Genomic DNA, 14,265 nt, shown 5'->3' on the forward strand with positions numbered 1-14,265 from the left:
GCCAACAAGAAGACCGTCGGGGGAAGATCAATGACGACCACGGATACCGCCGAGAGCTCGATCCGGCCCGGTTATCGCTACTATGTGCTGGCCATCCTGATCTTGGTCTACATGCTGAACTTCCTGGACCGGCAGATCATCGGCATCCTGGCCGCGCCCCTGAAGGCCCATTTCCAGCTCAGCGACCAGCAGTTCGGCCTGCTGGGCGGCATCGCCTTCGCCTCGGTCTATTCGACGCTGGCCATCCCGATCGCCTGGCTGGCCGACCGGTTCAGCCGGGTCTGGATCATGACCGCAGCCCTGACCATCTGGAGCGGCTTCACCGCCCTGTGCGGCGTAGCCGGATCGTTCACCCAGCTGTTCCTGTGCCGCATGGGCGTCGGGATCGGCGAGGCGGGCGGCGTGGCGCCGTCCTATTCGCTGGTGGCCGACTATTTCCCGCCGCATCAGCGGGCGCGCGCCCTGGCCGGCTTCGCCTTCGGCATTCCGCTGGGCACGGCTGCGGGCACCTTGGTCGGCGGCCTGCTGGCCGCGAAATTCGGCTGGCAGACGGCCTTCATCGTCGTGGGCCTGCTTGGCCTGCTGCTGGCGCCGGTGCTGCGCCTGACCGTGCGCGATCCGAAGCGGGGCGGCATGGAAAGCGCCGCCGCCCACGCGGCGATCGCCGCCGCCGCCGCCGGCCCGGCCGCCTCGCGCAAGGTCGGGCTTTACGTCGCCCTCGCCCTGTTCATCCTCGCCGGAGCCGCCGCCGCCTGGGCGGTGAAGCTGGGCCTCGGCGCCGGCCTCGCCGGGCCGGCCGCGGTCTGGCTCTTCGCCGGCGGCCTGCTGGCGGTGATCGGCCTGTCGGTCTTCATCTCCCGATCCACCGCCTCGGTGGTGATGAAGAAGAAGAGCTTCTGGCTGCTGGCGCTGGGCGCCGCGTCATCGTCGGTGTGCGGCTATGGGGTCGCCGGCTGGCTGCCGCTGTTCTTCATGCGCAGCTTCGGCCTGACCCTGACCCAGGTCAGCTGGTACTATTCCGGCATCGCCCTGGTCGGCGGCATCGCCGGCATCTGGCTGGGCGGCATGGTCGCCGACAAGATGGGCAAACGGTCGAAGGGCGCCTATCCGCTGGTGCCGGCCATCGCCTTCCTGATCTCGGCGCCCTGTTTCATCCTCGCCATGAACTCGGGCTGGGTGATCGAGCAGGTCCTGCCCGGCGGCGGCGGCAACAGCGTCGCGGCGCTGACCATGGCCTTCCTGATCTTCCTCATTCCGACCGGGCTGAACCTGGTGTGGCTGGGCCCGATCACGGCGGCGGTGCAGCATCTGGTGCCCGCGCCGATGCGGACCACGGCCTCGGCCCTGTTCCTGCTGATCAACAACCTGCTCGGCATCGCCGTCGGCTTCTACTATTTCGGCTGGATGAGCGACCTGCTGGCGCCGCGCTTCGGCGACGAGAGCCTGCGCTGGGCCATCTACACCGGCATGGGCTTTTATCTGCTGGCGTCCCTGCTGCTGATCGGCGCCTCACGGACGCTGAAGAAGGACTGGGTGGAGTAAGGGAACGAGACCACGGTTGCGCCTGCGAAGGCGCAGCCCCTATAAGCGCCGCAACTCTTCCCCAGCGTTGCGGCGGCTCCTCCCATGAACATTCACGAATACCAGGCCAAGCAGGTCCTGAAGGGCTTTGGCGCGCCGGTCGCCGAGGGCGTGGCGATCACCTCGGTCGATCAGGCCGAGGCCGCGGCCCGCCAGCTGCCCGGCCCGCTGTATGTCGTGAAATCGCAAATCCACGCTGGCGGCCGCGGCAAGGGCAAGTTCAAGGAACTGGGCCCCGACGCCAAGGGCGGCGTGCGCCTGGCCCGCTCGATCGAAGAGGTCGTGGCCAATGCGAAGGAAATGCTGGGCAACACCCTGGTGACCGCCCAGACCGGCGACGCCGGCAAACAGGTCAACCGCCTCTATATCGAGGACGGCGCCGACATCGACCGCGAGCTCTACTGCTCCCTGCTGGTCGACCGCGGCACGGGGCGCGTCTCGTTCGTCGTCTCGACCGAGGGCGGCATGGACATCGAGGCGGTGGCCCACGACACCCCCGAGAAGATCGTCACCATCGACATCGACCCGGAAGCCGGCGTCACCGCCGCCAACGTGGCCGAGATCAACGGCGCCTACGGCCTGACCGGCGCGGCGGCCGAGGACGGCAAGACCCTGTTCCCCATCCTCTACAAGGCCTTCGTCGACACCGACATGTCGATGCTGGAGGTCAATCCGCTGATCGTCATGACCGACGGTCACCTGCGGGTGCTGGACGCCAAGGTCAGCTTCGACGGCAACGCCCTGTTCCGCCACCCGGACATCAAGGAACTGCGCGACGAGACCGAGGAAGACGCCAAGGAGATCGAGGCCTCGCAATGGGACCTCGCCTATGTCGCCCTCGACGGCAACATCGGCTGCATGGTCAACGGCGCCGGCCTGGCCATGGCGACGATGGACATCATCAAGCTGTACGGCGCCGAGCCCGCCAACTTCTGCGACGTCGGCGGCGGCGCGTCGAAGGAAAAGGTCGCGGCGGCCTTCAAGATCATCACCGCCGATCCGGCGGTGAAGGGCATCCTGGTCAACATCTTCGGCGGCATCATGCGCTGCGACGTCATCGCCGAGGGCGTGGTCGCGGCGGTGAAGGAAGTGGGCCTGAAGGTGCCGCTGGTCGTCCGCCTTGAGGGCACCAACGTCAAGGAAGGCAAGGCCATCCTCAATCAGTCGGGCCTGGCCATCACCGCCGCCGACGACCTCGACGACGCCGCCCAGAAGATCGTCGCGGCGGTGGGGTGATGCGGTTGCTGCTGGCCATTGCAATGTGCGGGCTCGCGACGGCTGCGTGCGCAGAGCCGCAGGCGCGATCCGGCACGGCAGCAAGCTTGGCCAGAGTTGCTTGCGTAGACACCGACATGGATCGGGCCGCCCTTGCCTCATTGGCGGCCGAAAAGGGATGGTCCGAGCTTTTGTTTCGCGCGACCGCCGACGGCCCGCAATGGGGCGTGGGCTACGGCGTGGGTGCTGCCAGGGTGATGCTGACAGGCACAGACAGCACTTCGGAGCAGCGGTCGGAAAGCGACCGACCAGTACTTCGCCCCGCTCAGCGGGCCTGTTCGGTGGAACTCGGAAATCCTGAGGGGGATTGGCGAGCCGAAATCGCGGCCTTGGCCGCAGATCTCGACTATTCCGCTGATCTCGGACCGGCGCTCTCGGAAGGCGATCCCCGTGAGGGTCGCGAATGGAGCAGGAACGGCAAAGGTCTTCTGCGAATGGTCTACAATCCTGCGACTGGGGTTCTCAATGTCGCACTCGTGCGGATCACTGATCCGGAAATCCGCCTCCTCCCTTCGACAAACGAATAGAGCGCAATGTCCATCCTCGTCGACAAGAACACCAAGGTCATCGTCCAGGGCCTGACCGGCAAGACCGGCACCTTCCACACCGAACAGGCGCTGCGCTACTACGGCACGAAAATGGTCGGCGGCGTCCACCCGAAGAAGGGCGGCGAGATCTGGCACGGGTCCGAGGGCGAGAGCCTGCCGATCTACGCCTCGGTCGCCGAGGCCAGGGAAGCCACGGGCGCCGACGCCTCGGTGATCTATGTCCCGCCGGCGGGCGCGGCCGACGCCATCCTCGAGGCCATCGAGGCCGAGGTGCCCTTCATCACCTGCATCACCGAGGGCATCCCGGTGCTGGACATGGTTCGGGTCAAGGCGCGGCTGGATCGGTCGAAGTCGCGGCTGCTGGGCCCCAACTGCCCCGGCATCCTGACCCCCGAAGAGTGCAAGATCGGCATCATGCCGGGCTCGATCTTCAAGAAGGGCAATGTCGGCATCGTCTCGCGCTCGGGCACCCTGACCTATGAGGCGGTGTTCCAGACCACCAACGAGGGCCTCGGCCAGACCACGGCCGTCGGCATCGGCGGCGATCCGGTCAAGGGCACCGAATTCATCGACGTGCTGGAGCTGTTCCTGGCCGACGACGAGACCCAGTCCATCGTCATGATCGGCGAGATCGGCGGCGCGGCCGAAGAGGACGCGGCCCAGTTCCTGATCGACGAGGCGAAGCGCGGACGCCGCAAGCCGATGGTCGGTTTCATCGCCGGCCGCACGGCGCCCAAGGGCCGCACCATGGGCCACGCCGGCGCCGTCGTCTCGGGCGGCAAGGGCGACGCCGAGTCCAAGATCGCGGCCATGGAGGCGGCGGGCATTCGTGTCTCGCCCTCGCCCGCGCGCCTCGGAACGACCCTGGTGGAGGTCCTCAAGGGCTGAATTCGTGTCTCAGTGGCGGGACAATGAATGTACGAATTTCACCCGAATTGGGCGAATTTCGACCCTTTCGCCCCCATTCGGTCATGACCGATAAGGAAACAGCGCCTATATCAGCGGCGCCGGTTGTACGCAGGCGTGCGCGCACCGCTCCAAGGGACGTGACGATACGATGGCGGACGATGCCGGTCGGCTGAACCAGGTCTTTGCCGAGACCAGCTTCCTTTATGGCTCGAACGCCTCGTTCATCGAGGACCTGCACGAGAAATGGGCCGCCGATCCGGCGTCCGTTTCCGCCGAGTGGCGCGCCTTCTTCGACCAGTTGCGGGACAACGCCGAGAGCGTTCGCGCCTCGGGCGCCGCCGGCTCGTGGGGCCGTTCGGTCGTTCAGGAGCCGACGGAAGCCTCCGCCGTCTTCGACGGCCGCTGGCCAGAGACCAAGGTTGGGCCGAAACCCGATCCGAAGAAGCCCGGCGTCGCGCCCGCGCCTGCTCCGACCGCGGCCCCCGCCCCCGCCGTCTCGGCCGAGGCGATCCGCGCCGCCGCTCACGATTCGATCCGCGCCCTGATGCTGATCCGCAGCTACCGCGTGCGCGGCCACCTGCAGGCGACGCTCGACCCGCTGGGCATCGAACAGGCCACCAACAACCCCGAACTGACGCCCGAATTCTACGGCTTCAGCGAGGCCGATCTGGATCGCCCCATCTATCTGGACGGCGTCCTGGGCCTGCAGACCGGCAGCATCCGCGAGGTGCTGTCCATCCTGCGCCGCACCTACTGCGGCAACATCGGCATCCAGTTCATGCACATCGCCGAGCCCGAGGAGAAATCCTGGCTTCAGGCGCGCTTCGAAGGCCCGGACAAGTTCGAGCAGAACGCGTTCACCCGGGAAGGCAAGCTGGCCATCCTCAACAAGCTGATCGAGGCCGAGGGCTTCGAACGCTTCCTGCACAAACGCTTCCCCGGCACCAAGCGCTTCGGTCTGGACGGCGGCGAGGCCATGGTTCCTGCGTTGGAGCAGATCATCAAGCGCGGCGGCGCCCTGGGTGTCGACGAGGTCGTCTTCGGCATGGCCCACCGCGGGCGGCTGAACACCCTCGCCGCCGTCATGGGCAAGCCCTACCGCGCCATCTTCCACGAGTTCCAGGGCGGCTCGACCGTGCCTTCGGACATCGAGGGTTCGGGCGACGTCAAATACCACATGGGCGCCTCATCGGACCGCGAGTTCGACGGCAACACCGTCCACCTGTCCCTGACCGCCAACCCGTCGCACCTCGAGATCGTCAATCCGGTGGTGCTGGGCAAGGCGCGCGCCAAACAGGCCTTCGACATCCGCGAGGCCCGCGCCGAAGGCGGCGACGCCGCTGCCGAGAAGGCGCTGGACCGGTCGAAGGTGATGCCCCTGCTGATCCACGGCGACGCCGCCTTCGCCGGTCAGGGCGTCGTGGCCGAATGCTTCGCCCTGATGGGGCTGAAGGGCTACCGCACCGGCGGGACGATGCATTTCGTCGTCAACAACCAGATCGGCTTCACCACCAGCCCGCGCAACTCGCGCAGCTCGCCCTATCCGTCGGACGTGGCCCTGATGGTTCAGGCGCCGATCTTCCACGTCAACGGCGACGACCCCGAAGCCGTGGTCTTCGCCGCCAAGGTGGCCACCGAGTTCCGCCAGAAATTCCACAAGGACGTGGTGGTGGACATGTTCTGCTACCGCCGCTTCGGCCACAACGAAGGCGACGATCCGACCTTCACCCAGCCGCTGATGTATTCGAAGATCCGCGCCCTGCCCTCGACGCGCGAGATCTATTCGAAGCGTCTGGTGGCCGAGGGGGTCATCGATCAGGCCGCCGTCGACGCCGAGGTCGCCCGCTTCGAGGCCTTCCTCGACGCCGAGTTCGAGGCCGGCAAGGCGTTCGAGGCGAAGAAGGCCGACTGGATGGACGGCCAGTGGCAGGGCATCGGCCTGCCCGAGGGCGACGAGCGCCGCGGCGAGACCTCCGTGCCCGCGGCGAAGCTGGCCGATCTCGGCCACCGCCTGACCCAGATCCCCAACGACGTCGACATGCACAAGACGCTGAAACGCGTCATCGACGGCCGCCGGGAAATGATCACCACCGGCCAGAACATCGACTGGGCCACGGCCGAGAGCCTGGCCTTCGGCTCGCTGCTGGACGAAGGCTTCCCGGTCCGCCTGTCGGGTCAGGACTCGGTGCGTGGCACCTTCTCCCAGCGCCACTCGGGCATCGTCGACCAGACCACCGAGGCCCGCTACGTCCCGCTGAACCACCTGCGCGAAGGCCAGGCCGAGTTCGAGGTCATCGACTCCGCCCTGTCGGAAGAGGCCGTCCTCGGCTTCGAATACGGCTACGCCCTGACCGACCCCAACACCCTGGTCATGTGGGAGGCCCAGTTCGGCGACTTCGTGAACGGCGCCCAGGTCGTGATCGACCAGTTCATCACCTCGGGCGAGCGCAAATGGTTGCGCATGTGCGGCCTGACCATGCTGCTGCCGCACGGCTACGAGGGGCAGGGCCCGGAACACTCCTCGGCCCGTCTCGAACGCTTCCTGCAGCAGTGCGCCGAGGACAACATCCAGGTCGCCAACTGCACCACCCCGGCCAACTATTTCCACATCCTGCGCCGCCAGATGCACCGGCCGTTCCGCAAGCCGCTGATCATCATGACGCCCAAGAGCCTGCTGCGGCACAAGAAGGCGGTCTCGACCATCGCCGACATGGCCGAGGGCAGCTCCTTCCACCGCGTGCTGCACGACGACGCCCAGACACGGCCCGAAGTCTCCGGCATCAAGATCAAGGCCGACAAGGACATCCGCCGCGTCGTCCTGTGCTCGGGCAAGGTCTATTACGACCTGCTGGACCGCCGCGAGAAGAACGTCGCCGACGGCAAGGGCGGCGAGGACGTCTATCTGATGCGTCTCGAGCAGTTCTATCCGTGGCCGATGAAGTCGCTGATGACCGAACTGGCCCGCTTCCCCAACGCCGAACTGGTGTGGTGCCAGGAAGAGCCCAGGAACATGGGCGGCTGGACCTTCGTCGATCCGTGGATCGAACTGACGCTGGAGAAGCTTTCCGTGAAGTCGAAGCGCGCCCGCTACGTCGGTCGGCCGGCCTCGGCCTCGACCGCCGCCGGCCTGATGAGCCGGCACCTGAAAGAACTCGACGCCTTCCTGACCGACGCCTTCGCCTGAACCCGCCCCGGATAACCTGACGGTTTCCGGGATGACAAACGAACGAACCTGAGAGAGCCCGTCCCATGGCCGACATCCTGACCCCCGCCCTCGGCGAATCCGTCACCGAAGCCACCATCGGCAAATGGACGAAGAAGGCCGGAGATCCGGTGAAGAAGGACGAGGTCCTGGTCGAGCTGGAAACCGACAAGGTCTCGCTGGAGGTCGTCTCGCCCGCCGACGGCGTCCTGTCCGAGATCAAGGCCCCCGACGGCGAGACCGTGACCCCCGGGGCCGTGCTGGGCGTGGTCACCGAAGGCGCCGCCGCGGCGCCCGCCGCCGAGGCTCCGAAGCCCGAGGCGAAGGCCGCGCCGGCCGCGAAGGCTGAAGCGGCTCCGGCCCCCGCCGCCGAGCCCGCGCCGGCCGCCCCGGCAGCCCCGGCTCCGGCCGCCGCCCCGGGCGGCGCGGTCCCGATCATGACCCCGACCATGGGCGAGAGCGTCGCCGAGGGCTCGATGGGAACCTGGCTGAAGAAGTCGGGCGACACGGTCGCCAAGGACGAGATGCTGGTCGAGATCGAAACCGACAAGGTCGCCGTCGAGGTTTCCGCTCCCGCCGCCGGCGTCCTGACCATCGTCGCCGAGGCCGGTTCGACCGTGACCCCCGGCCAGCAGATCGGCAGCATTGCCGCCTCAGGCGAGGGCGCCGCCCCGGCCGCCGCGCCCGCCGCCGCCCCCGCTTCCGGCGGCTCGGCCAACGCCGGCTCGGCCCAGATCAAGGCCGGCGACGCGCCGCATTTGTCGCCCGCCGTCCAGCGCGTGGTGACCGAGAACAACCTCGACCCGAAGGCGCTGGCCGCCACCGGGCCCAAGGGCAACATCACCAAGGCCGACGCCGTCGCCGCCATCGGCGCCGCTCCGGCTCCGGCCGCTCAGGCCCCGGCCCAGGCCGCGCCGGCCGCCCCGCGCCCCGACCAGCCGCGCGAGGAGCGGGTCAGGATGACCCGCCTGCGCCAGACCATCGCGCGCCGCCTGAAGGAATCGCAGAACACCGCAGCCCAGCTGACCACCTTCAACGAGGTGGACATGACCAACGTCATGGCCCTGCGCGCGCAGTACAAGGAAGCGTTCGAGAAACGCCACGGCGTGAAGCTGGGCTTCATGTCCTTCTTCACCAAGGCCATCGTCGCGGCCCTGAAGGAGATCCCGGCCGTCAACGCCGAGATCGACGGCACGGACATCATCTACAAGAACCACTACGACATCGGCGTCGCCGTCGGCACCGAGAAGGGGCTGGTCGTTCCCGTCCTGCGCGACGCGGACCAACTGTCGCTGGCGGGCATCGAGAAGGGCATCGCGGCCCTCGGCAAGGCGGCCCGCGACGGCGACCTGACCCTGGACCAGCTGCAGGGCGGCACCTTCACCATCACCAACGGCGGCACGTACGGCTCGCTGATGTCGACGCCGATCCTGAACGCGCCGCAGTCGGGCATCCTGGGGATGCACAACATCGTCCAGCGCCCGATGGCGGTGAACGGCGAGGTGCTGATCCGCCCGATGATGTACCTGGCCCTCAGCTATGATCACCGCATCGTCGACGGCAAGGAGGCGGTGACCTTCCTCGTCCGCGTCAAGGAACTGCTGGAAGACCCGGCCCGGGCGCTGCTGGACCTGTAGGAGAGCGATCGGGTTGCGGATCGAGGTCGCACGCTTTTTCGATCCGGAATGTGCGGCGCTCGCCGCCGATTTTCTCAGGCTGCACCGGATGTCCCCCGCGACGCTGGATTGCAGCGGCTACAAGGCGCCGACCTACACCAAGCTGCTTGTGAAGAGGGGTCAGGCCGCCAGGGCCTATGCGCTTCTGAAGCAGGCCTATGACGGCGCGTTCGCCGAGGGATATCCCGGCGGGTCCGACGAGCAATCCCAGCTTGCGATCGAGTTGACCCGCAGCCTTCACGGATCCGGGTACAAGGGCGCCAATCCCGCCTGGCTGGACATCCTGCCGATCGTGTTGATCGCGGGGGCGATGCTGTTTTACCCGCTTGTCGAGGCGCTGCTCCGCCGCATCGCCGGCTGACCCGGTGCTGGCCCGACCGTGAATCATCCCTATCTGGGAATGATGACGATGATCGAGATCGCCCGTTTCGCCGATGTCTACGAGGCCGAGATCGCGGCGTCCCGCCTGCGCGCCGACGGCTACGATCCCGTGCTGGGCGGGGCCGAGCATGTGAAGACCAATCCTCTGGTGCTGCAGGCCCTCGGCGGGGTGAACATGTCCGTGCCGAACGATCAGGCGGCCGCCGCGCGGACGCTGCTGGAACGGCTGCGGGGCGGAGCCGAACGGATCGAGGACGCCGATCCTGTCAACCCGAAACCCGTTCGCAAGGCGGGCCCGCTCGCGCTCCTCGCGGCCATCGGCCTGGGATTTCTCGTTGGCTCATAGAGCCTGCGTCCAGATTTGACGTAGCCGTATGGTTCGATGGCCGCACCTCTTCGGGTCGGTCTTTGACAATCGAATTCAGCAGCAGCGCCGACCCGTCAGCCGGACTATCCGGACCATCCGGACTATGTTTTCCGCAGTCCGCGCAAAACCTGCTCCGTATCCTGTCCCAGCGCCGGCGGGGCCCGGTCATAGACGACCGGCGTCGCCGACATCCGGATCGGCGAGGCCACCGTCCGCACCGGCCCGGCCAGATCGGCGCGCGCCTGCGTCACCTCCAGCCCGCGATGCTTCGCCTGCGGCTCGTCGAACACCTGATCGACCGTATTGACCGGTCCGCAGGGCACCCCCGCCGCCTCCAGCGACGCCATCAGCCCGTGCATGGTCTGGCCCGCTGTCAGCGCCGACAGCTCGGCCGTCAAGGCCGCGCGGTGCTCGATGCGCAGGGCGTTGGTCAGGAAGCGCGGATCGGCGCCCATCCCCTCGGCCCCCAGCGCCCCGCAAAGCGCCCGGAACTGGCCGTCATTGCCCACGGCGATGACCACCATGCCGTCGGCGCAGGGGAAGGGCTGATAGGGGGCCAGGTTCGGATGCGCATTGCCCATCCGCGTCGGCGCCTTGCCCGAGACGAAGAAATTGGTCGCCTGATTGGCCAGCATGGCGGCCTGAACGTCGAACAGGGCGATGTCGACATGCTGGCCCTGCCCCGTCGCCCGCGCATGCATCAGGGCCGCCAGAATGGCGTTGGAGGCGTACAGGCCGGTGAACAGGTCCACGACCGCCACCCCGACCTTCATCGGCTCGGCGCCCGGCGCCCCGTCCGGCTGGCCCGTGATCGACATCAGCCCGCCCATGGCCTGGATCATATAGTCGTAGCCGGCGCGGTGCGCGTCCGGCCCGTCCTGGCCGAAGCCGGTGATCGAGCAATAGACCAGCTTCGGATTGACCGCCGACAGGGCCGCTTGGTCGAGGCCGTACTTCTTCAGCCCGCCGGTCTTGAAATTCTCGACCACCACGTCGCAGGTCTTCGCCAGCTCGCGGATGGCCGCCGCGCCCTCGGGCGTCGCGAGGTCCAGCTCGACGGACTTCTTGCCCCGGTTGGCGCACAGGAAGTAGGCCGCGTCGCCCTTCGATCCGTCCGTCTTCGTGGTGAAGGGCGGGCCCCAATGGCGGGTGTCGTCGCCGACGCCGGGCCGCTCGATCTTGATCACCTCGGCCCCGAGGTCGGCCAGCATCTGGGTCGCCCACGGCCCGGCCAGCACGCGTGACAGATCCAGGACGCGAACGCCGTAGAGGGGGCCGTAGGTCACAGCGGGGTTGGTCAGAGGCCCGGGTCCCAGACCCCGGCGTCGCGCATGCGGCACTCGCGCGCCTCGCGGGCCCGTCCGTCCAGCTCCTCGGCCATGCAGCAGACCGCCCTGGACACGGTCGCCTTGTGAACACCGGGCACCAGCGCGTGCATGAAGGCGCAGCCGGCCAGCTTCAGCAGGCGGAAGCCGAAACGCGAAGAGGCAGCCATGTGGTGGAGATAGCTCTCCTCCACTTCGCGCGGGTGTTCGAGGAACAGGCGATTCAAGGTGCGGATCATGGCGACAGTCTAGCTTGCGACGAGCCGGCCCACTACCCGTCGGCGCCATTCTGGCCTAAACCGCGCGTCAGAACAGGGGGCCGGCGGTCAATTCCGCTCACGATCGCGCAAGGTCCCGAAACCCGCTCAGGAAAGACGACCCATGGCCGACGGCGCCTCCGCTTCGCACAAGACCTTCCGCTGGGACGACCCGCTGGACCTGTCGGGCCGGCTGACCGACGACGAGCGGATGATCCAGGACGCGGCGCGGTCCTACGCCCGCGAGAAGCTGCTGCCCCGCGTGGTCGAGGCCTTCCGCGACGAGACCTTCGACCGGGCCATCATGACGGAGCTGGGCGAGATGGGCTTCCTCGGCGCCATGCTGCCGGAACAGTACGGCGGCTCCTCGGTCAGCCACGTCGCCTACGGCCTGATCGCGCGCGAGATCGAGGCGGTCGACAGCGGCTACCGCTCGGCCATGTCGGTCCAGTCCTCGCTGGCCATGTACCCCATCTACGCCTTCGGCTCGGAAGAGCAGAAGATGCGTTTCCTGCCCCGCATGGCCGCCGGCGAACTGGTCGGCTGCTTCGGCCTGACCGAGGCCGACGGCGGCTCCGACCCGGCCTCGATGAAGACCAAGGCGGTCAAGGTCGAGGGCGGCTACAGGCTCAACGGGGCCAAATACTGGATCACCAACTCCCCGATCAGCGACCTGGCCGTGGTCTGGGCCAAGCTGGACGACGTGATCCGCGGCTTCATCGTCGAGCGCGGCATGGACGGCTTCACCACCGACAAGATCGGCGACAAGCTGAGCCTGCGCGCCTCGATCACCGGCGATATCGGCCTGAACGACGTCTTCGTGCCGGAAGAGAACCTGCTGCCGGGCGTCAAAGGGCTGCGCGGCCCGTTCTCCTGCCTGAACAAGGCCCGCTACGGCATCGCCTGGGGGGCCATGGGCGCCGCCGAGGCCTGTTTCCACCTGACCCGCGACTATGTCGGCGAGCGCATGCTGTTCGGCCGCCCGCTGTCGTCGCGCCAGCTCGTGCAGAAGAAGCTGGCCGACATGCAGACCGAGATCTTCCTCGGCTTCGAGGGCGCGCTGGCGCTGGGCCGGCTGCTGGATCAGGGCGCATGGGTTCCCGAGGCCATCTCGATGATGAAGCGCAACAACTGCGGCAAGGCCCTGGCCATCGCCCGCGAGGCCCGCGACATGCACGGCGGCGCGGGCATCACCGGCGAGATGCACGTCATGCGCCACGCCATGAATCTGGAGACGGTCAACACCTACGAGGGCGCGCACGACGTTCACGCCCTGATCCTGGGCCGGGCCATCACGGGCGAAAGCGCCTTCTAGGTTTGGCTTCGACAACCCGCCGTTTCCCGCGCTAGGGTCGGGCCATGACGGGGGATCCAGCGATGCGGCGTTTCAATCTTCGGGCCGGCGGACTGTCCATGTTGGCGCTCGCCGCGGCGATTCCGCTGCTGGCGGCCTCGCCCGCCGCGGCCCAGCAGTCGCCGGTGCCGTTCGACGCCGTGCGCGGGGTCTTCACCTTCGCCACCGGCCTCGAGCGCGCCCTGCCCGCCGTCGTCCAGGTCACGACACTGGGCCAGTCCGAAGGCCCCAGCTCGGGCGAAAACGAACCCAAGCCGGTGTCCAGCGGGTCCGGGGCCATCATCGACGCGCGCGAAGGCATTGTCGTCACCAACAATCACGTGGTCGAGGGGGGGCGGAAATTCACCGTCGACATGACTGACGGCCGCATCTTCGACGCCATCCTGATCGGCACCGACAAGGCCACCGACCTGGCCGTGCTGAAGATCGAGGCCGGAGACAGGACGCTGGGCCTGTCGCAGATCGAGGTGGTCAATTCCGATTCGCTGCGCACCGGCGACCTGGCCTTCGCGGTCGGCTATCCGCTGGGCCTGGACCAGACCCTGACCATGGGCGTGATCTCGGGTCTGGGCCGTTCGGGCATGGGCGACCGGATCGAGGACTATATCCAGACCGACGCGGCCGTGAACTCGGGCAATTCGGGCGGGCCGCTGCTGGACAGCCGGGGCCGGCTGATCGGCATCAACACCTCCATCCTGTCGGGCGGCGGCGGCGGCAACGACGGCATCGCCTTCGCCGTGCCCAGCCGCATCCTGATGTATGTCGTGGCCCAGTTGCGCGAGAGCGGCGAGGTCAAACGGGGGACCACCGGCGTCATCCTCGGCTCGCTGAACGCCGAGCGGTCGCGCGCCTTCGGTCTGGGCATCGTGCGCGGCGCCGTGGTCGAGGACATCGCCCCGGGCTCTTCGGCCGAGCGGGGCGGCCTGCGCCGCGACGACGTGATCACCCGAATCCAGAATCGTCCCGTGTCGAACGCCGGTACGGTGGCCGCCACGGTGGGCATTGCCGCTCCGGGAACCCAGGTCGAGATCGTCTATCTGCGGGACGGCCGCGAGGGCCGCACAACCATCACCGTCGAGGCGCCGGGCGACCGTCCGGTCATCGCGGGGGCCGACGCCGTGATCGCTCGCGGGGCGGCGGTTCGTCTGGCAAGCGACGGGCTGCAGGTGTTTTCCGTCGAGGGCGGGTCGGTCGCGGCGGCCGCCGATCTGCAGGCCGGAGACATGATTCGCTCGATCGGCGGTCAGCCCATCGCGGACCTGGCTGCGCTGGCGCAGGCGATGGACGGAACGGGGGAACGGACCCTGTCGGTCACACGCGGCGAGGACACGGTCGAGATCCGCCTGCCCTGATCCAACCCGACGCCGGACAGCAAAACGCCCGCTCTGCC

General features: G+C 68.0%; 12 protein-coding genes. 10 read left to right on the top strand and 2 right to left on the bottom strand.

The features are described 5' to 3' along the window. Positions 1-30: 30 nt before the first annotated feature. The 8 genes from BrevBR_RS05630 (at position 31) to BrevBR_RS05670 (ending at position 9,918) form a co-directional block, all read left to right on the top strand. Positions 31-1,542, top strand: a complete 1,512-nt coding sequence (locus tag BrevBR_RS05630) for a spinster family MFS transporter (RefSeq protein WP_340000248.1) — start codon at positions 31-33, stop codon at positions 1,540-1,542. An 84-nt stretch (positions 1,543-1,626) separates the two neighbouring features. Continuing rightward, complete coding sequence (sucC, locus tag BrevBR_RS05635; protein ID WP_332638931.1) at positions 1,627-2,817, top strand: ADP-forming succinate--CoA ligase subunit beta; 1,191 nt, start codon at positions 1,627-1,629, stop codon at positions 2,815-2,817. Beyond that, complete coding sequence (locus BrevBR_RS05640; protein WP_340000249.1) at positions 2,817-3,383, top strand: hypothetical protein; 567 nt, start codon at positions 2,817-2,819, stop codon at positions 3,381-3,383. Before sucC ends, BrevBR_RS05640 begins: the two co-directional genes overlap by 1 nt. A gap of 6 nt (positions 3,384-3,389) precedes the next feature. Next, positions 3,390-4,292, top strand: coding sequence for a succinate--CoA ligase subunit alpha (gene sucD, locus BrevBR_RS05645; protein ID WP_332638933.1), 903 nt, complete (start codon positions 3,390-3,392; stop codon positions 4,290-4,292). 169 nt (positions 4,293-4,461) lie between these two features. Continuing rightward, positions 4,462-7,497, top strand: a complete 3,036-nt coding sequence (locus tag BrevBR_RS05650; RefSeq protein WP_340000250.1) for a 2-oxoglutarate dehydrogenase E1 component — start codon at positions 4,462-4,464, stop codon at positions 7,495-7,497. Between the two features lie 65 nt (positions 7,498-7,562). Next, complete coding sequence (odhB, locus tag BrevBR_RS05660) at positions 7,563-9,152, top strand: 2-oxoglutarate dehydrogenase complex dihydrolipoyllysine-residue succinyltransferase (protein ID WP_445214743.1); 1,590 nt, start codon at positions 7,563-7,565, stop codon at positions 9,150-9,152. A gap of 13 nt (positions 9,153-9,165) precedes the next feature. Then, positions 9,166-9,552 (top strand): hypothetical protein, encoded by a 387-nt coding sequence (locus BrevBR_RS05665; RefSeq protein WP_340000251.1) that lies wholly within the window; start codon positions 9,166-9,168, stop codon positions 9,550-9,552. Between the two features lie 48 nt (positions 9,553-9,600). Continuing rightward, positions 9,601-9,918: a hypothetical protein gene (locus BrevBR_RS05670; RefSeq protein WP_340000252.1), complete on the top strand. Its 318-nt coding sequence runs from the start codon at positions 9,601-9,603 to the stop codon at positions 9,916-9,918. Positions 9,919-10,040: 122 nt separating this feature from the next. Here BrevBR_RS05670 and BrevBR_RS05675 read toward each other — a convergent pair whose 3' ends face one another. Next, positions 10,041-11,225, bottom strand: a complete 1,185-nt coding sequence (locus BrevBR_RS05675) for a CaiB/BaiF CoA transferase family protein (RefSeq protein WP_340000253.1) — start codon at positions 11,223-11,225, stop codon at positions 10,041-10,043. A gap of 11 nt (positions 11,226-11,236) precedes the next feature. Then, positions 11,237-11,503 carry a DUF6356 family protein gene (locus BrevBR_RS05680; RefSeq protein ID WP_332641554.1) on the bottom strand — a complete coding sequence of 89 codons (267 nt, stop codon included), beginning with the start codon at positions 11,501-11,503 and terminating at the stop codon, positions 11,237-11,239. A gap of 142 nt (positions 11,504-11,645) precedes the next feature. On the opposite strand from BrevBR_RS05680, the gene BrevBR_RS05685 reads away from it, so the two are divergent. Continuing rightward, on the top strand, positions 11,646-12,836 hold the full coding sequence (locus BrevBR_RS05685) for an acyl-CoA dehydrogenase (protein ID WP_340000254.1): 1,191 nt from the start codon (positions 11,646-11,648) through the stop codon (positions 12,834-12,836). A 62-nt stretch (positions 12,837-12,898) separates the two neighbouring features. Then, a complete protein-coding gene (locus BrevBR_RS05690) occupies positions 12,899-14,227 on the top strand; it encodes a trypsin-like peptidase domain-containing protein (RefSeq protein ID WP_340000255.1) in 1,329 nt (442 codons plus the stop codon). The last annotated feature ends 38 nt before the right edge of the window (positions 14,228-14,265 follow it).

It is taken from the genome of Brevundimonas sp. BR2-1 (genome assembly GCF_037626195.1).
GTDB lineage: Bacteria > Pseudomonadota > Alphaproteobacteria > Caulobacterales > Caulobacteraceae > Brevundimonas.

Bases quoted from the DNA above. Each gene is read 5' to 3' on its own strand.
- BrevBR_RS05630 (WP_340000248.1), top strand. From the start codon at position 31: ATGACGACCACGGATACCGCCGAGAGCTCGATCCGGCCCGGTTATCGC.
- sucC (WP_332638931.1), top strand. From the start codon at position 1,627: ATGAACATTCACGAATACCAGGCCAAGCAGGTCCTGAAGGGCTTTGGC.
- BrevBR_RS05640 (WP_340000249.1), top strand. From the start codon at position 2,817: ATGCGGTTGCTGCTGGCCATTGCAATGTGCGGGCTCGCGACGGCTGCG.
- sucD (WP_332638933.1), top strand. From the start codon at position 3,390: ATGTCCATCCTCGTCGACAAGAACACCAAGGTCATCGTCCAGGGCCTG.
- BrevBR_RS05650 (WP_340000250.1), top strand. From the start codon at position 4,462: ATGGCGGACGATGCCGGTCGGCTGAACCAGGTCTTTGCCGAGACCAGC.
- odhB (WP_445214743.1), top strand. From the start codon at position 7,563: ATGGCCGACATCCTGACCCCCGCCCTCGGCGAATCCGTCACCGAAGCC.
- BrevBR_RS05670 (WP_340000252.1), top strand. From the start codon at position 9,601: ATGATCGAGATCGCCCGTTTCGCCGATGTCTACGAGGCCGAGATCGCG.
- BrevBR_RS05680 (WP_332641554.1), bottom strand. From the start codon at position 11,503: ATGATCCGCACCTTGAATCGCCTGTTCCTCGAACACCCGCGCGAAGTG.
- BrevBR_RS05685 (WP_340000254.1), top strand. From the start codon at position 11,646: ATGGCCGACGGCGCCTCCGCTTCGCACAAGACCTTCCGCTGGGACGAC.
- BrevBR_RS05690 (WP_340000255.1), top strand. From the start codon at position 12,899: ATGCGGCGTTTCAATCTTCGGGCCGGCGGACTGTCCATGTTGGCGCTC.